Here is a 16,586-nt window from a genome sequence, read left to right as displayed (position 1 = left end):
TTCACCTCGTGCTTGAATTTAATCCTAAACCCTGACAATCCCGTGCCGTTATAACAATTGATCTTTATGATCATTTCCTATCAATAGGACTGGCCCGTGATGGGCCAGTTTTATTTCAGCCTGGCTTGTTTTCTTCTTTGTTAACCGCTATTGCCTTGTACCGGTGTTCCATCATGTTTCCCAGCGAAAACGCACCGCCAATTGCGCCCACGCCGAGCGTAAAATTAAACATGAATGAATCGGGTGGCGTCGCACCCTGAAACCCCATTAACAGTAAATATACCGCCGTACCTATTGCGTAAATTATCAACATCCATTTGGTCATGACCACCTTGCGGCTGCCGGTTTTTTCTTCACCCATCATGATTATTTCTCCATATGCGGATGCGGTTTCCCGCACCCGATTTAATTGTTTAATATTAAGGCACAACGTTACAGTTGGTTGTATTCAACCGTATGTCTGTCGCGCTGAGCGGCTCTATTGTGGCAATACATGGCAGTGGATCGGTTACAACGACCTGGTGCGTTCCGATCAGGTGCTGGCCGTCTTCATTGATCGCATAGCCTGTTACGGTGTATGTGCCTGCCAGGGTGTAGGTGTGCGTTAATGCATTGTTACTGACAGCATCGCCCCAGTCTACAAAATACCCTGTAACCAGGTCATCTCCCGGGTCGGTTGTAATAAACCCGATTGAGTATTGCTGATTCGTTGTTGCCTGCCCGCTGCCGTCAACAGTACCCGTCGGCGCAACATCGTTTGTTGTCAAAACAAAGTTTCCTGTTGCTGTGTTGTTTCCGCTGTCAGAAACAAGCACGGTTACGGTTTGCACTTTGTCGCCATCGGGCATTAGTCTCGATATTGAGAAATCTGCCGCACCGTCAGTGATGGTTCCGCTTTCAAGTGTTGCGCCAGTTTCCCATTCAATATCGTATGTGCGCCCGGTTCCGGTGCCGCCCGATACAGTTATCGTTCTGGAAAATGTAGCGCCTTCGTTGATCGCAGCATCAGCACCAACGTTGATTGTTAATGGCGGCGGCGGTGGATTGGACCCGCCTGAAACGTTAAACCGCATTAAATACTCTGCGGTAAATTCCAGTTCGGTGGTGTTGCCCGAATTATCTGAGACGCTTGCACGAATCAGAGTGGCAGGATTGGTGATTGGCGCAGCCAGATTTACAACCGATACGCCATCCAAAACGGGTGTTGTGATCAGGTTGTCGCAGGTAGTTCCAACGATGCACACCGATACGCTTGCAGGATTGATGCCGGACTTGGAATCCGTAACGCCAACGCGCAGTCCGTCAATCTGTGAACCATTATGATCTGCGACCAGCGTTAATGTAGGGCGCAATCGATCATTCTTCTCCTGAGTTCCGCCAGGCGCACCAAGATCGATCCAGCGTCCAAGCATGCCAAGTTCTTCTGTAGTTAGATTGACTGTTGGGTGAGCTGGATTAAATGCAACGCCCATCGTTAAATCGGCATCTGCTCTGTTGTCGGTACGCTCATTCGCTGCATACCAATAGACAGGGCTGCAGGCGGCACACCAGCGATGCAGGAATTTACTGGCCCATGGCGATTTTAATCCGGTGCTGCCAAGGTATGTCGCTTTGTTGATTATCCCGGTCTGCTGGTTGTTGTGCGCAAGCCGATGCCAGGTATTGTCTGTGGTTGCCCAGCGGTTTGTCGGGCTGTTGTCGTTTGACAGATTCAAGTCACCGGCTGGCGTAGCGCCGCTGTGACATGCTGCACAATGTGTCTGAAATATCGGATACACGTCATCAAAATCATATGCAACAGACCTTCCTGCAACAGTGCGCGTAATCGGGTTGCCCTGCGCGTCAGCGCCGTCAATCAGTGTGACATTCGGGCCGATACCGATTGTTTGCACGTTGTAGCTTGGCGTTGCCGCAAAGGATTGAGAAAACTGGCGTCTTGGCTGACCGTCATGAATGTGACAGCCTCCACATGTTTTTTCTTCACCGGGTTTTGTTGCCTGTGGCGAGAAATCCGTGAAAAGGGTTCGCCCTTTTTTGTCCAAAGCCTGCACAATGAACGGCATATCTGCGGGCAGCCTGACAGCAAAGCTGGTGTCTTCATGAATTCCGTCTTGTTCCATGACCGGTGTTCCGTCCGGGTTTTTGTTCCTGACCGGAATTTCACCAATCACACTCAGCGACATGCCCCAATGATTTGTAACAGTTGCTCTGGATACTTTTGGCGGTGTTGATGAAACCAGGCTGCCGTCATTTGGTTCCGGTACAAGTATACGAACAGCAAAGATGTCGCTATCAACGATCGGGAACATTTCTGTGCCACATGCATGCAGCGACGTCAATCCCGTTGCAAATCCGTCGCAAGGCGCAGCCTCCCGGTCTTCTGTTGATGCTGCACCAAACAGGCCAAATGGAGAACCCGCTTCCTCAGACAGCACAATGGTTGTAATTTCGTCCGGCCTTGGTAGCTGGGCCGGTTTTTGCACACCATGAATCGCTGAATACGGCACGGCAGGTGATGCCATAATAAAGTGCCAATTTGGATCGGTTTTTAACGGCGTCATGTCGCTTGGCAACAAAGACGGTATTGCTGTCAATTTGTATAAATCAACGTTACACCCGACAACGCCTGGACGATGGTTTTGCAATTCCTCGTAAAACTGCGCTTGACGCATACCGCCACCGTTTTGAATGTGCGGCGGGTATGGTATGCCAAGTGCCGTAAACGGCTCGGCGGATAGTATAGAAGAGCAGCCGCCAGCACCATAACTCAGACCAATCCCGTTGCCTGTTAATGGAAATGGATGGCCGGTCTTGCCATAAAACAGGTCTGTAAAATTTACATCTACAGTTGCTGTTTTATCGCCAGCTCTGTCCCATGTTGCCAGGCGTATAACATCCGTTGGCAAGTACGTTTCACCGCCATTTGCAGTGTTACGAACGCCTTCTCTGCCAAACTGCTCTGGAGTAAAGCAAAAAGACTCACCCAGGCCGTAGTTGTTTCTACGGTAATATGACGTCCCGCAAGCGCGGCCATCTGATATCTGTTTCGGCCAGCGCAGCGCATTCCATTTCGACCCGTAGCTGGTAACCGTGGTTTGCTCTACGTGCTGACCGAAAACAGCAAACTGTTGCTCGCCATAAAATCCTTGTCTCCAGTATGCAGTATGGTTATCCAGTGTGCCAAAATTGCCAGGGGTTGAATTATCGTGCCTGAACGGATACGCGCCCCAGAATAAATCCGTTGGAAACAACAGGTGTCCTTCAGACATAACTGTGCCGCGCTGCTCGATCGCGATTTGGTGCGTTGAATCCAGGCGCAAATTATTGCCGTCAGTGTCTATCGAATACCATAAAACAGTCGGATTTGCTGCTGTCGTTTTAAAAATAATAGGGCCGTACTGGTTTTGTTGCGTTGACAAGAAAGCCAGCCTGTTATCGTCTGTATAAATCGGCCCGAAATTAAACACCCACGGCGATTGCTGCGTTACCTGCGTTGTTTGTTGAGTGGCGATGTCGTACTCATAAATATCCGCTCTTGTCGCCGACAGGTGCTTGGAAGGCAGATACTCATACCGGATAAAGTTGTTCGGCGTGTCTGCATTCGGATCAAGGTCTTTCTCGTATAGCGGCACCGGATACCCTGTTATCGAACCTTCAAACACCGAAAACGCGATTTTTGATCCATCAAACGACATATTCCCGTCAAACGCCGCACAAGACGCGCTATCCGGCCGCGTTGAGCAACTGTAAATAACCGTCTCATTGCCGACGCCGTCGTCATGCACAAGATCGCAAGGCGCTTTGAATAACGCGTTTGGCGCGACATTGCCAAGTTTCCTTGATACATCGACAAGGAAGTCAAATGCATCGATGCCGCCAAACGTCTTTGTGATCGACTGAGTTACACCGCCGACGGTTACGTCCGCCGTTATATCGTGCGTTCCGGTAGTTCGCTCGCAACGCGTAAAAATAAGCGGATCGGCGGACAATACTGGCATCGATACAATGAGCAGCATGGCCGTAAATAAAAGTTTCTTCATGAATCATCCTCTTTGGTTAGTTTTAGCCGGTAGCCCGGCACCGATCACAAGCAAGCATTGATTTGTTTTTGACGCCATCTGTTGGTTAACATCACCAAAATCCAAAGACGGTGGTATTTGAAAGTTTCTTTTTTTCTGCGTTCTTCTTCTGTTCGGGCTTTGTCAAATTTTGCACAAAGCTCTTCTACAGTTATTGACACAAAAAGCTTCCTTCTTCCGTTGTGTCTAATTTTTTTAGACGGCCATTTGTTTTTCTTGACAATTTTGCGTGCAGCAGACATATCAATATTCGCAATGTCGCTGATTTCTTCAATTGTTAACATTAGATATCCTCAAACAAATTCCCTTGCACCTCTTTGCTTTTTATGAGCTGCATTTTTTTGATAATTTTGTAGACCCATTGCGCGCTAATGTTGTATTTGCGCGCAAGATCGTTGTGATTACTGCCGTTGAATTCGCTCCAGATTTCCTCGTCCCGGCTGTGCTTCAAAAAATTTTCAGCAGACGGTACATAAACAACCTGCTTTGCATAAACCTTGGCAAAGCTGATCGCGACCTCGTGACCAATATGACCGGCCGTTTGCTCATCTAAACCCGTACATTCACGTAATGTTTTTGCTGTTGTGTCTGCAATGCAAACCAGCAACTCAGGCATTTCGTGCTGTTTCGGCATATCGGTCATAGGCCCACAATTTCCTTTGCTTCTTTGATTGCTTGCATTGCGGCCCGTTTGCCGCAAGCAGGGGATACAAGTTTTAATGGTTCCGGCCTGGATGGCAGGACTAGCAGCAACGCTTTCGGCGGTGGCCAGCGTTCCGATCTGGCTGCCAATTGCCTAAATGCCTCTGCGATTCTTGTCTCATCTAATTCGGCGTCCCAGCGCCTCGTTGGCCACAGAACATCGATCCAGGTTGATGCGGTTAGCGTGATCGTTTTTGATGCGGGCGTTCCCTCAAGGCTCAGTGATAGAAGTCGCTGTATGCCGCTTATGATCGAATCTCGAAACCATTTTTCAGGCTGCTTGTTCACTGCTTCATTTTCTCCAAGTCAATGTAAGCCTGCTCTGTCTTTCCGATATTCTTGCCGCCGCCTGTTGTCCCAATAATCACTTGTGTTTTTGGTGTTTTTTCCATGCCATCAATTACCCGCTTTAAGTAATTGTGATTTTTGAGCGGCCCGCCACCTTTGCTGCGGATTAGTTCAACTGTCTGAGTCAGCGCTGCAGCAAGATTTTGCTTGTCGGAAGTTAAATCAATAACTTCCTGAGCCAGCCTTAAAGCCCGGTCATTTGCCAGGTCTCGCTTTTCCGGCCTGAACAATCCAAGATAAGAAATGAGCGGGCGCGCCAGATCGGCTTCCATTGAAGCCAGCATGGTTGCCAGTTTTCCGATGGCTTCATCCTGCATGACGGCTTCTAGCTGAATATGGCTGTGGCAATTTGGGCATCGGCCGATTTTCATAAATCCTCCATGCCTTGTTTTGTCTGTATCTGCTTCAGCCAGCGACGCAATCCTGATATCACGTCTGTTGCCTGCCAGCGCATCAAAAATTTTATGTTTTCAACTTTGGTTGTACGCTCTACAAATGCATTCAGGCGGCTGTCATCAAGCCCGTCGGTCCACCCGAATTGCAGCGCAAGTTGTTGTATCTCGCCAAGTTGCCTCCCAGACGGTCTGTCCCAGCTTTTGCCGCCTCTGCGTGGTGGATGCGGTATTCCGATTTGTGCGCCAATGCGCTTTAAGTGCCAGCACCAGTCGAGCAATTCGTTATTACTCATGTCTTTCAGCGATTCCTTGCCGGTTTTTTGTCTTTGCATGCATTTGCGAGTATCTTCATCCCAGCCAAGCTGCTTTGCACCCATATGCGCAAGGCCAAGCAACGCGCCGCGATTAACGCTGCTGTCAGTCGTTCTTTTCTGCATAGTCGTTTTTCCCAATGCTGTGTACAGCAACCAGGCACAATGCAATAACAAACCCAACACAAGCGCCTATGAACAGGCCGATTAAGAGAGCGTTAGTGTCTATTGCTGCTAACATTTTTATGCGCCTCCCATGATATGTCTGCCGTGTTGCGCAATGCGATGCAACGTCTGACCGCATCAGAACGCTCGTCGTCTGCATTACACGCAATTCTTGATAGCTTTCTGTAATCAACAAATCCATACTGATCAATAATTGCTGACAGGTCGTTGTTGAGCGCAGAACTAAGGCCGGAAAAATCTGTTATTTTGATCGTCATCATGAAGGTGACGTGAACCAGTCCAAGTTCGCCATAAATGATAATGTTTGTACCAAGCGCCTCCTTGATAACCCGGTTTGCCGCCGCTATATAATCTTTGCGCTCAACGCCATCGATAATGCGCCGCAGTCCTTCGTGTACGATTTCAGATATTTCTCTATCAACCGGGTACGAATCATTATGTTGATTCATCATCATGTACTGCGAAACCGGCTTTCTGAATGGCATTACTTTTGCTGTCATGATTGAATTCCTTTATAAGAAGTAATTTGACGCACCCTGACGGCAACGGTGACTTTTGCGCGCTGGTTATTTAATGCGATGTGCTGAGCCGCTTCGTGCGCTCTTTCCATTGCCTCGCATCCCTCAAAATTCGATACCGTGAAACATCCTTTTTCTTCTACAATTACAATATGAGGTTTGCCTGCAAGATCGTCTATAGTTATTTCTCGTCTCATAGCTTTGAAAAATCCAGTGAAAGTTGTTCGTATTGTTTACTTGTGCCTACACGCTTATAAATCCGCATGTACGTTGTTGTTCCGGATACCTGCATCGAGTCGTACACTGCCTGCATTGCCGACACCCATTGATCGTCTTTGATATCTAGCCGGGTCAAGCCAAGTACGCGCCCGATCGATATCTTGCCTTCCTTGTCGGTTTGAAATGCGTGCTCTACCAGGGCGCGAATTTCAGCACCGCTACCCGCAGACCATTTATGAATGCATTGGTCGATCAATTCCTTGGCGATTTGCAGGCGTTCATCAAACACAATGCGCTCTGCAACATCGATCCTGATCTTGCATGCGCCGTCATAGCTCATCAGGGTGATATTGCCCTTTTGGCCGCCCATCTTGACGCCGTACTTCTCCGCAGACAGATCGATAAATGCATACAGATCGCCCATGACGCGCCGCTTGAATTCTGCGATCTGCTCGCGCATGCGCTCTGCGTCACCAATGATTTCCTGTACAAGTTCATTGCGCGCCTTGTCGATTTCTGGAACCATTTCTTCAGGCACCATGTGACCCTGTGAGTTACGCATGTATCCTGGCGGTGAATTCGGGCGCAGGTTTGTTTGTGTGATTTCCTTTGTTTCAATAGTCATTTATCAATCACCTCGAATTCGTCAAGCATGCATTCAGAATCAATAATGTTTTGTTCCGATACATAATCTCTGGCCAGTTCGCCGGGGTCGTCCGAATTTTCAATTGCCTGGATTTCGTCATCGCTTAAGTCGCGATAAATGCTGTGTGTCAGCGTTTGCCTGATTAACATTCTTACTTTCTTCATTGATCACCCCCAATACGATCCGCAGCAAAATACTCCTTAAGTTCAGCAATAAATTCAGGAATCATTTCTGCGCGGATCGCGTATAAATTTACATCGCCTGTTTCTTGCGAATACCTGCTCAGAATTTGAGCAAGACTTGGGTTGTCGCAACACCATCTTTGGTTCATGTCACCCTCCGTTATAAATCAATCAATTCAGCCAATCTGCACCCGGTGCAATCATCGCGCGGGCATGCTGCGCATATGCTGTCCGGATCATTTTTTGCGCCGCTTTCGCTGGCAACCCTTTCAACCACATCAAGCAAAGCCCGGTATTTAGAAACCGTTTCTGGCGCTGTATATTTGCCGTTCTTGAGCGCCGATGCGGTTGGTTTTGCTACGCCAAGCACCGCAGAAATCTCATTTAATGTGAGACTCATGCTGCATCGCGTCGATTTGCAAACCAGTTGAGCGCAGCATCTAAAATAGCCATTGTGAGAATCTGGCTGTTATTCAGCCGGGCCAGTCTCAAACATTCTCCAGCCAGTTCCACAGCTTCGCCCCAGTTACCGCGCCTGCATCCTGTCCAGAACCGGGTTACAACTTCTTTGTCTACCTCACCGAATTTAGGCATAAGCACATAGCGCGCACACTCGGCACGGTCTAAATGCCCCATACGAACACGCTTGGCACCGATTCGGCGTCCAAGCTGCAACAACAGTGGCCGCGTTCTGGCATTTGAAAATTGCCGCTCGTACAGTTCGGTACCAACGAGCATCACAGCAAAGCCGCATTCATCGGCAAGAAAGCGCAACACTTCCAACGCCTGCCACTTCAACTTGTTGGCTTCATCAACAACCAGCAATGGCCGCATTCCCGATCTTTCCTGATACGCAGACAGCAACTCAAGCCAACGTGTTGACGGCCCTTCAATACCAAGACCGCAGACAATTCGAGATACAAGCTGGTAGCGCGTCATGCCCTCATGACAACAAATTCTGACGCCGTCGTAATGACTCATAACCGCATGCGCCGCTTGTGTTTTTCCGGTTCCGGTTTCGCCGACGATTTCTCCAACTGAAGCGCCCTCTGTTTCGACTAACAGCTCAGCAAGTTGTAATGCGTCGTGCACAGATTTTGTTTCTTCTATTTCCATGTCGCCCCCATGACTTGTTAATCATCCTCATACTTGGCCCGCCATACATCCATTTCTGGATCATCTTTCGGCTTCCATCGTGTAAGATCGCTGCCGACAGCCTTTTTAGCTGCCTCGTTTAATGTGTCCATTGTTTTTTGTTCCAGCGCTTTTTTCTTAGCTGCAAGGATTTTCAGTGCTTCATCAGACAGTTGTACTTGCTCTGCGGATTTATGCGCTTTTGTGACGGTTTCATCGACGCCCATGAGCTTGCCGCGAGAACCGATCGCGCCTGATACTTGTATCGTTTCAACCTGACCGGCCATGTTTTTGATTGCTTCGCGAAGTACTGCGCGCCTGCGCCCGGCTTCAACCGCGCCAGCGTTATCAAGCAGACCGAATTCCTGCTCGGGCAATGCAACGCCCATAAACTTTCCCTGATCGAATACAAACAAACATTGAGGGTCGTGTTTCGGGTATCTGACCTCGACTTTTTTGTTCAACCCAACTAGGAAATCCGCGTACCATTCGCGCCCGCCGTGGTTGATTATGCCGCCACGAACAGTGCGTTCTCTTTGGTCGGCAAACGCAAGCAGCAACACCTCTTTATCCACTCGCGTCGGTCTCCAGCCGTTCTGCAGGTGTGCATCTAGCGCTTCCTGTGGTGATTTGCCGTTCAGGTGCCCGCCTTGTGGCGTTGCGTGATAGTCGGCCATTGCGGCCGCCAAAAATTGTTGAAGTTCTTCAAAAGGCACTGGCTTGACCGCTTCACCGAGATTGGCGCAACGCTTTGCCATTCTGTTTCCACCTTGAAACGCTGGATGCCAGCCAAAGAAATAACGCAAATTACCGAATGCGCCCTCGATCAGTTTTCCCCTGGGTTGAAATGGAATTGACCGCACAATTTTTCCGGCTGGTGGCATCTGAGACATGATCTCAACATGCGTCTGGTTTCCGGTTAATCTGGCCAATTCTGACCAGGCTTTTAGCATGTCTTCCCACTTGTACTCAGAACCGTTATCCAGGTAGAGTCTTTTTGCCATGCCGAACGGCGCTGATTCGCACGAGCTGCTAAACGATAGCGCCACGTGTTCTTGTCGCACGCCGGTTGCGGGTGGGCATAAATAAAGCGATGTAAACAGCCAGTTAACCGCTGCATCCATCCATGCAATCATGCGCGCATACGCTGTGCTGCCATCCGGACGCAATACCGGGATATCAACCGGCGAAACATCGCCGAATACCAGATCGCCCGGCAACAAGTCTTTGCGTGATCGAGATACTGCAGGTCTGTGTTTGTCGTACACCTCTTTAGCATTGCGATCATTGGTTGCAACCAACCTGTAATGCGCTTCAGCTTCAACAAACCGTTTAGGATGGCTTATTTTCGCGATTGCACGCGCGGAAATCTCATCCATTCCGTCGTCTATCAGTTTCAACCCAAGCATTGCAACAGCTTGACTCCATACTTGCGTATGCGATGTGCCGCCCGCAGCCCAAAGCGCGCGCACTTTTTGCAACAACCACTCAGCACAATTTGCGACCTGGTTTGACTTCATTCCAAGTCCCTTTAGAACACGCTCAAACTGCGCGGACACAAGCACGCGAGCCTGGCCAAGATCGGCTCTATTTTTGTCAACCAGCGCCAAAAAACCACCAGCCCTATAATCTTTAACCCATCTATAAATTGTCGCTGGCGATGTTTTATTTTCCCTGGCAATGCCTTCAGCAAATGCACGCCTGCCTGGAAAACGCTCAGGAAGTTTTAATATTGGCGTTATGATTTCAAGCCTGCGCTGCGCTTCTTTAATGCGCGCATCGTGATTGGCATCTTTAATCGTATCCATCACCATACCAATCTTGCTTTCCAAAAAGGTTCCGGTATCTGCGGCAGAGAGAGAGACCGCAGAACCGGATAACACAGGCTCGTCATCAACCTGTGTGGAGGAAAGACACGATGGCAACGCGCTTCCGCTGAACCCACCCGCCGACTCATGGATGTCGGCATCGACGGGCAAGGGCGAACCCGCCTGGGTGGATTCAGCGCAAGCGGCTGATTCAGATTCAAAACACAAGCCGTTTTGTGCAATGTAGGATTGGGTGATACGGGGTAGGTCGAGAAGGTGGTATTCAATCGCTTTACTTCGCAGTTTTTTGCGAGTTTTGATTAAATTTTTTTTAGCCCACCTTATAACTCCAGACGGAGTCACTGGCATGCCGATAAGTCCGGCCAACTCTTGAGGAGAAAACCATTCTTTCATGATTGCACCTAAACGCTGATTTGCTCGCTGGTAATTGTAATCACAAGACCTGCGGGCGTTTTTAACGTTATCCTGAACGACTCGGGCACCGCGATCTGGCCAAATTGCTGTTGTTGATCGGCGACGGCTTTGTTTTGCTGGTTTTCTTGTGGCTCGTGATTTGCCACGATTTGTTTCTGTTTTTCAGGTTGTTTTTTAACGGCTTTATGTTCTTTTTTGCCTGCGCCAATATTAACCTTGCAGCGCTCAAAGTCGTCAGTGGCTTTATTGACATGCAGAAAAACAAAACCAGCGCCATCGGTTTTTTTCCGTGCAACCTCGCCGCAGTTGAATAAAGAATTCATCACTGCATACACGGTACCGATATTTTCCAGCTCGTCATTGCTATCGAAAACATCCCTGCTGGTGAACGGTTCATCCTGCTCGGCCACCCAATCAGAGATAATGCTTTGTGCTGTACTTTTTTCCATAATTTCACCCTTATGCGCGTTTTAATTCACGAGTATCGCTATCGTTTTCTGCGATTTCCCCATGTTTCATGCCAAGCAGCACAGCAGCTCTATGAGCTTCCCCATATTGCCCCTGCAGATCGCCTTTCAAAACAGCATAAACCACAGCCGGTGATAAACTGTTTTTGATCGACCATTTTGCAATAGTCAATCCGGTTTTGTTGATTTCAGCTTTTGCCTCTTCTGCCGTTTTTAATTTTCCCATTTTGCTATATCATCCAATTAGAACAATTAAGATATGCACATTATTCGCGAAATATTGCGAATAGTCAAGCGTCATATCGAAAAAAATTGCGATTTATGATGGAAATTATCAAATATTAATAAATACAATAGGTAACAAACAAAATGACCAAAAAGGATGCGTCAAATACGCCAGGTCATATAGACGACGCAAAAAACTCACTAGCTGCCCGTGTTAAAGAATGCATGGGCAACAAGTCTGTATCTGCTTTTGCTAGAGAGTGTGACGGTATGAACGAATCTACATTACGTTATATATTAAGTGGCTCATTTCCCAGAACTGACCACTTAACAGCCATTGCAAACGCTTCAGGAGTAACTATCGACTGGCTGGCAACAGGAAAAGGAATAAAAAACAAATCTTCGCTAAAAGAAGCACAGAATCGCTTGTATGGCGCGCCGCCATCCGTTTTAAACAATTTGCCGCAAGACTTGGAACCGTACAGAAAACGCCTGGATGCACTACTTGGTTATATAGCGCAAATCGATGATGAAGAGGATCGTGATCGTATAATTGAGGACTTTATTTTGCGCGCGCACGATAAAATAAAGCTGTCCGAGCTGGAACATACAGTGCAAGAACTACGCGCCGCATACAAGAAAAACCACAATAATTCACGTTAAATTTTAAACACAAATCTCATATAATTCGACCTGCATTTAATTTTTCACTTCTATATATTTCAACAACTTACAAATCACACTTTTTCACGTCTCATCACGCTCAGTCTCATATAATTTGAACGTCTCTAGCAACTAGATGTCGCAATTTGTCATGATGATGATAGCACGGCTGTTCGGTCGGATTATTGGCCCGACGACCATAAGAAGTTTGAAGTTGATGCTATATTTATAATGATAGCGCATAGAATTTATTGTCTTTAATCTATACTGTGGTTGAAACTTAGATTGACCGAATCATTAGCTTGCGTAATATCGTTGGATACATGAGTGTTCAAGTACACCGCTGTATTACAGTTGGTAAAAATAACTTTTGATTTTCTATATTCTTATATAAAAAAGCCGCGCCATAATCAAGAATCGATTACGGCGCAGCCCAAGGGTGTTACAAAAAATATTATTAAAATTATTTTTCTTTTTGCAGTGGTCATCGTTCCTTTATGCAATCGCACCCATTTGATTAACTAGGAATTCATCACACTACAGAAAACATACTAATATGTTAGGGGAACCATGTTCAATGGTACTTAGGTACTGGCCGGATAGAATCGCAAATATATATGAATAAACTTGAAAAGTTCCGACATGTTATCTTCTCAGAATTTTTGCTAGAAAATTTGAAGGTCGACTGCACTAGAGATAAAGCAGGGTATACCTCCTCCATGGCCCCATCAATTCAGGTATAATCGCTGCTGTGATGATAAGCCTATTCCAAACTGTTCACAATAAAGCTGCTAAAACGCTTTTTTTGAGAGTATAATCACACCCTTCACAGAAGTCATAATTAACACTAACGTGCTGTAAGTAAATAAAATATCTATTTGCCCGGGTGGTGAAATTGGTAGACACAAGGGACTTAAAATCCCTCGGACATTGCGTCCGTGCCGGTTCGATTCCGGCCCCGGGCACCATTCCCGACTTTCAGAAAGTCTCACAAAGCATCAAATCCATTGTATTAATTAAGTATTTTTAGAATACATTGTCTCAAGAAATCGCCTAACATCTTTTGGCATACCATCAATTTGTTGGTACTTTTTGCTATAAGCAAGTGAGGTACCATCAAATGTTGACAGATACCGCAGTACGTCAGGCTAAACTGAAGGACAAGCCGTACAAAATAGGTGACAGGTGACAGTGGCGGGCTGTATTTGCTGATCAAGCCGAACGGCAAATACTGGCGCATGAACTACCGGTTTGCAGGTAAACAAAAAACTTTGGCCATTGGCGTTTATTCTGCTGTCGGTTTAAAGGAAGCCAGAAAAAAACGTGATGAAGCGAAAGAACACCTGTCAAACGATAGCGATCCTTTACTGATCAAAGCCATCAAGAAAGAAGCAATTCGACATGCGGCTGAAAAGTAAGCGTTTAGCCCTACCATCTAGAAAGCAGATCTCATTCTGGTTAACTTCAAATATTTATTGGAGGATAACCAATGACAACCCAAGAACAACAGATACGTCATATCAAAGCGTGGCAGGCGAGCGGTTTGTCGCAAGTGGCTTATTGCCGTGATCATGGATTGAACAGCAAGACATTTGGGAATTGGCTACGGGTTTATCGTGATGTGCAAAAAGACAATCAACGAACTTCGTTGATACCGGTGACGATCAGAACAACCACAACACCATCGGATTATCTGAAACTGCGTTGTTCAGGCGGTCATACACTCGAACTGCCGGCAGATGTATCACCACAATGGCTCGGTGAATTGTTGAGATGTCTGGATTGATTGCGCATTCTGGACAAATCTGGATGGTTGTGGAGCCTGTGGATATGCGCCGGGGTATTGACGGATTGTCGCTTATTGTCCAACAGGCATTGGGGCATTCACCCTGTGCGGGTTCAGCTTTTGTATTTTGCAACCGCGCACGCAACCGGATGAAGGTGTTGTTGTGGGATGGCACTGGCGTTTGGTTATGTCAGCGCCGTTTGCATCAGGGCTGGTTTGTGTGGCCGAAGCTGGGAGATCGTTGTTTTGAATTGAGTCAATCACAGTGGCAATGGCTGACAGCAGGTGTGGACTGGCAGCGTTTATCGGCATTGCCACCTGCTCATTTGCGCGCATAAAATCAGTCTGATAATTCAATATTTACAGCAAGTTAGGCTGGTTTTTTGGTATAATAACAGCCATGAAATCACTGGCGCAGCTTGATCAATTAAACCTTGATGCGGATACCAAACAACAGGTCACCGGTATTGTTCAAGCATTACTTGATCAGGCGCAACAAGAGATTCGTGCACAGGCATGCAAGATCGAGGCATTGACCATGGAGCTGGCGCATTTGCGCCGCATCCGTTTCGGCAAGAAGAATGAATCGTTGTCAGTGGTGCAGCTCAGTTTATTTGAAGAATCGGTGCTGGCTGATATTGCAGCCGTTGATACCGAAATCGAGCAGATTGAACCGGCTGTAAAAACAACACCGGCAAAACCGCCGCGTTCCCGTGCAGGCCGCCAACCGTTGCCTGATCATCTGCCACGCATCGAACACCGCCATGAACCGGAATCCTGCCAATGCGGACAGTGCGGCAACACGCTGCTCAAAATCGGTGAAGACGTCACCGAACAACTCGACGTAGAACCGGCCAAATTCTTTGTCCATCGTCACATTCGTCCGCAATATGCATGTAAGGCCTGCGAAACCGTCACCGCAGAACCGGTGCCACCGGCAGTCATTGACGGCGGCATAGCGTCACCGGGGTTATTGGCCTGGGTGATCAGCAACAAATACCTTAATCACCTGCCGCTCTATCGCCTGGAACAGATGGCTGCACGTGAACAAGTTATACTTTCGCGTTCCACATTGGCCGAATGGGTCGGCCGTACCGGTGTTGCGCTGCAACCCTTGGCAGACCAACTGAAATGGCATCTTTTGCAAGGAAACACCCTTCACGCCGATGAGACACCGGTTGCGCAACTGGAACCCGGCAACGGTAAAACCCGCAAAGCCTACCTGTGGGTCTACCGCAGCAATGACCTCGATCCCGGGCCGCGCATTGTTGTCTTTGATTATCAAATAAGTCGCAGTGGCCGGCATACGCAAGACTTTCTGCAAAACTGGCAAGGTCATTTGCTGGTCGACGACTATGGCGGGTACAAAGCCTTGTTCTCTCGAGAAGAGTCGCCTTGCATTGAACTGGCATGCTGGGCACACGCCAGGCGCAAATTCTTCGACCTGCATCAGGCCAATGACAGTCCGATGGCATTTGAAGCATTGCAGCGTATCGGCGAACTGTACGCAATCGAGGCCGAAGGCAAACAGCTGACCATCGAAGCGCGTCAACAGCTGAGAAAACAGAAAAGTCTGCCGGCACTCGATGCCTTGTACGACTGGCTGATGCAAACTCGAATGCAAACTGCCAACGGCGGCGCATCCGCCAAAGCACTCGACTACACACTCAAACGCTGGCCTACTCTAGTACGCTACGTACACACCGGCCACCTACCGATCGACAACAACCCGGCGGAAAATGTCATTCGTCCCATAGCTGTCGGCAAGAAAAACTGGCTCTTTGTCGGTTCTGAACGTGCCGGTCAACGCGCTGCCACTATTCAAACCCTGCTTGGCACCGCACAACTCAACGGCCTCAACCCAGCCGCATGGCTCAAAGAAACACTCGACAAACTTCCAGCCTGGCCTAATAGCCGTATCGATGAGTTGTTGCCACTCGCGCCGGAATTTATCGAGGCATTAAAACGAGAAAAATTCTAGATGGCCGTGCCGGACGCATACGCTGAAAACACCTTCAAAGCCATTGCAATTGAATGGCACACTAAAAACCCAAACACATGGACAGCATCAACCGCGCACAACATCAAGCGGTTTCTTGAAAAAGATATTTTCCCGTGGCTGGGCAATCGCGTCATCAAGGATATAGCCGCACCGGAACTATTGGCCGTTCTGCGCAGAATAGAAAGCCGTGGGGCGCACGAAAAAGCTCAGCGTTGCCGTGCCCATGTCGGACGGGTGTGTTTAGGGTATGCTGTTGCAACAGGGCGTGCTGAGCGTTATCCTAGCGGTGATTTAAAGGGTGCGTTGACACCCGTTAAAGTAAAACACCATCCCAGCATAAAAAATCCTAAGGGGTTGGTGCTTTATTACGGTCAATTAATGGTTTCAGGGGTTCATATATCACCAAGTGCGCGTTACAGTTTGCCCCGCTGGTTTCTGATGATTAATTTCTGACAGTGATGGGCGCTGAAACTGGAAAAT

23 protein-coding genes and 1 tRNA gene are annotated in these 16,586 nt (G+C 48.0%); 7 read left to right on the top strand and 17 right to left on the bottom strand.

All coding sequences use genetic code 11. The features are described from left to right. Nucleotides 1-115 precede the first annotated feature (115 nt). From MRK00_16325 to MRK00_16245, 17 genes are all read right to left on the bottom strand, one after another. Nucleotides 116-364 carry a hypothetical protein gene (locus MRK00_16325; GenBank protein ID MDR4518937.1) on the bottom strand — a complete coding sequence of 83 codons (249 nt, stop codon included), beginning with the start codon at nucleotides 362-364 and terminating at the stop codon, nucleotides 116-118. 55 nt (nucleotides 365-419) lie between these two features. Continuing rightward, nucleotides 420-4,040: a hypothetical protein gene (locus tag MRK00_16320; GenBank protein ID MDR4518936.1), complete on the bottom strand. Its 3,621-nt coding sequence runs from the start codon at nucleotides 4,038-4,040 to the stop codon at nucleotides 420-422. 44 nt (nucleotides 4,041-4,084) lie between these two features. Next, nucleotides 4,085-4,363 (bottom strand): hypothetical protein, encoded by a 279-nt coding sequence (locus tag MRK00_16315; protein ID MDR4518935.1) that lies wholly within the window; start codon nucleotides 4,361-4,363, stop codon nucleotides 4,085-4,087. Further along, entirely contained in the window at nucleotides 4,363-4,722 is a 360-nt protein-coding gene (locus MRK00_16310; GenBank protein ID MDR4518934.1) for a hypothetical protein, read from the bottom strand. Before MRK00_16310 ends, MRK00_16315 begins: the two co-directional genes overlap by 1 nt. Beyond that, complete coding sequence (locus tag MRK00_16305; GenBank protein ID MDR4518933.1) at nucleotides 4,719-5,069, bottom strand: hypothetical protein; 351 nt, start codon at nucleotides 5,067-5,069, stop codon at nucleotides 4,719-4,721. The genes MRK00_16310 and MRK00_16305 overlap by 4 nt, the downstream gene beginning before the upstream one ends. After that, a complete protein-coding gene (locus MRK00_16300; GenBank protein ID MDR4518932.1) occupies nucleotides 5,066-5,500 on the bottom strand; it encodes a hypothetical protein in 435 nt (144 codons plus the stop codon). Before MRK00_16300 ends, MRK00_16305 begins: the two co-directional genes overlap by 4 nt. Beyond that, nucleotides 5,497-5,961, bottom strand: coding sequence for a regulatory protein GemA (locus MRK00_16295; GenBank protein MDR4518931.1), 465 nt, complete (start codon nucleotides 5,959-5,961; stop codon nucleotides 5,497-5,499). Before MRK00_16295 ends, MRK00_16300 begins: the two co-directional genes overlap by 4 nt. Before the next feature lie 92 nt (nucleotides 5,962-6,053). Beyond that, nucleotides 6,054-6,521, bottom strand: a complete 468-nt coding sequence (locus tag MRK00_16290; GenBank protein ID MDR4518930.1) for a hypothetical protein — start codon at nucleotides 6,519-6,521, stop codon at nucleotides 6,054-6,056. Then, nucleotides 6,518-6,736 (bottom strand): hypothetical protein, encoded by a 219-nt coding sequence (locus MRK00_16285; protein MDR4518929.1) that lies wholly within the window; start codon nucleotides 6,734-6,736, stop codon nucleotides 6,518-6,520. The genes MRK00_16290 and MRK00_16285 overlap by 4 nt, the downstream gene beginning before the upstream one ends. Further along, nucleotides 6,733-7,383: a DUF3164 family protein gene (locus MRK00_16280; GenBank protein ID MDR4518928.1), complete on the bottom strand. Its 651-nt coding sequence runs from the start codon at nucleotides 7,381-7,383 to the stop codon at nucleotides 6,733-6,735. The genes MRK00_16285 and MRK00_16280 overlap by 4 nt, the downstream gene beginning before the upstream one ends. Then, complete coding sequence (locus MRK00_16275) at nucleotides 7,380-7,568, bottom strand: hypothetical protein (GenBank protein MDR4518927.1); 189 nt, start codon at nucleotides 7,566-7,568, stop codon at nucleotides 7,380-7,382. Before MRK00_16275 ends, MRK00_16280 begins: the two co-directional genes overlap by 4 nt. Beyond that, nucleotides 7,565-7,735: a hypothetical protein gene (locus MRK00_16270; protein ID MDR4518926.1), complete on the bottom strand. Its 171-nt coding sequence runs from the start codon at nucleotides 7,733-7,735 to the stop codon at nucleotides 7,565-7,567. Before MRK00_16270 ends, MRK00_16275 begins: the two co-directional genes overlap by 4 nt. A gap of 11 nt (nucleotides 7,736-7,746) precedes the next feature. Continuing rightward, nucleotides 7,747-7,986, bottom strand: a complete 240-nt coding sequence (locus tag MRK00_16265; protein ID MDR4518925.1) for a hypothetical protein — start codon at nucleotides 7,984-7,986, stop codon at nucleotides 7,747-7,749. After that, nucleotides 7,983-8,702, bottom strand: a complete 720-nt coding sequence (locus MRK00_16260) for an ATP-binding protein (GenBank protein ID MDR4518924.1) — start codon at nucleotides 8,700-8,702, stop codon at nucleotides 7,983-7,985. The genes MRK00_16265 and MRK00_16260 overlap by 4 nt, the downstream gene beginning before the upstream one ends. A 17-nt stretch (nucleotides 8,703-8,719) precedes the next feature. After that, the gene (locus MRK00_16255) at nucleotides 8,720-10,942 is read right to left on the bottom strand and encodes a helix-turn-helix domain-containing protein (protein MDR4518923.1); all 2,223 of its coding nucleotides are present in this window, start codon (nucleotides 10,940-10,942) and stop codon (nucleotides 8,720-8,722) included. Nucleotides 10,943-10,950: 8 nt separating this feature from the next. After that, the gene (locus tag MRK00_16250; GenBank protein MDR4518922.1) at nucleotides 10,951-11,412 is read right to left on the bottom strand and encodes a hypothetical protein; all 462 of its coding nucleotides are present in this window, start codon (nucleotides 11,410-11,412) and stop codon (nucleotides 10,951-10,953) included. Between the two features lie 10 nt (nucleotides 11,413-11,422). Further along, the gene (locus MRK00_16245) at nucleotides 11,423-11,656 is read right to left on the bottom strand and encodes a DNA-binding protein (protein ID MDR4518921.1); all 234 of its coding nucleotides are present in this window, start codon (nucleotides 11,654-11,656) and stop codon (nucleotides 11,423-11,425) included. Between the two features lie 143 nt (nucleotides 11,657-11,799). Between MRK00_16245 and MRK00_16240 the strand changes: the two genes are divergently transcribed. The 7 genes from MRK00_16240 to MRK00_16210 all read left to right on the top strand — a co-directional run bounded on the left by MRK00_16240 (nucleotide 11,800) and on the right by MRK00_16210 (nucleotide 16,559). Then, complete coding sequence (locus tag MRK00_16240) at nucleotides 11,800-12,318, top strand: hypothetical protein (protein MDR4518920.1); 519 nt, start codon at nucleotides 11,800-11,802, stop codon at nucleotides 12,316-12,318. A gap of 880 nt (nucleotides 12,319-13,198) precedes the next feature. After that, nucleotides 13,199-13,286, top strand: a tRNA-Leu gene (locus MRK00_16235). Between the two features lie 210 nt (nucleotides 13,287-13,496). Continuing rightward, nucleotides 13,497-13,736 (top strand): Arm DNA-binding domain-containing protein, encoded by a 240-nt coding sequence (locus tag MRK00_16230; protein MDR4518919.1) that lies wholly within the window; start codon nucleotides 13,497-13,499, stop codon nucleotides 13,734-13,736. Nucleotides 13,737-13,807: 71 nt separating this feature from the next. Next, a complete protein-coding gene (locus MRK00_16225) occupies nucleotides 13,808-14,104 on the top strand; it encodes an IS66 family insertion sequence element accessory protein TnpB (GenBank protein ID MDR4518918.1) in 297 nt (98 codons plus the stop codon). Beyond that, nucleotides 14,092-14,442: an IS66 family insertion sequence element accessory protein TnpB gene (gene tnpB / locus MRK00_16220; protein ID MDR4518917.1), complete on the top strand. Its 351-nt coding sequence runs from the start codon at nucleotides 14,092-14,094 to the stop codon at nucleotides 14,440-14,442. Before MRK00_16225 ends, tnpB begins: the two co-directional genes overlap by 13 nt. A gap of 62 nt (nucleotides 14,443-14,504) precedes the next feature. Next, nucleotides 14,505-16,085 carry an IS66 family transposase gene (locus MRK00_16215; protein MDR4518916.1) on the top strand — a complete coding sequence of 527 codons (1,581 nt, stop codon included), beginning with the start codon at nucleotides 14,505-14,507 and terminating at the stop codon, nucleotides 16,083-16,085. Then, on the top strand, nucleotides 16,086-16,559 hold the full coding sequence (locus MRK00_16210; GenBank protein ID MDR4518915.1) for a hypothetical protein: 474 nt from the start codon (nucleotides 16,086-16,088) through the stop codon (nucleotides 16,557-16,559). Nucleotides 16,560-16,586: the final 27 nt, after the last annotated feature.

Origin of the sequence: Nitrosomonas sp. (assembly GCA_031316255.1) — a bacterium.
Classification (GTDB): Bacteria; Pseudomonadota; Gammaproteobacteria; order Burkholderiales; family Nitrosomonadaceae; genus Nitrosomonas.
The sequence above is the reverse complement of the archived record's forward strand: the minus strand, read 5'-3'. Positions and strand labels throughout refer to the sequence as shown.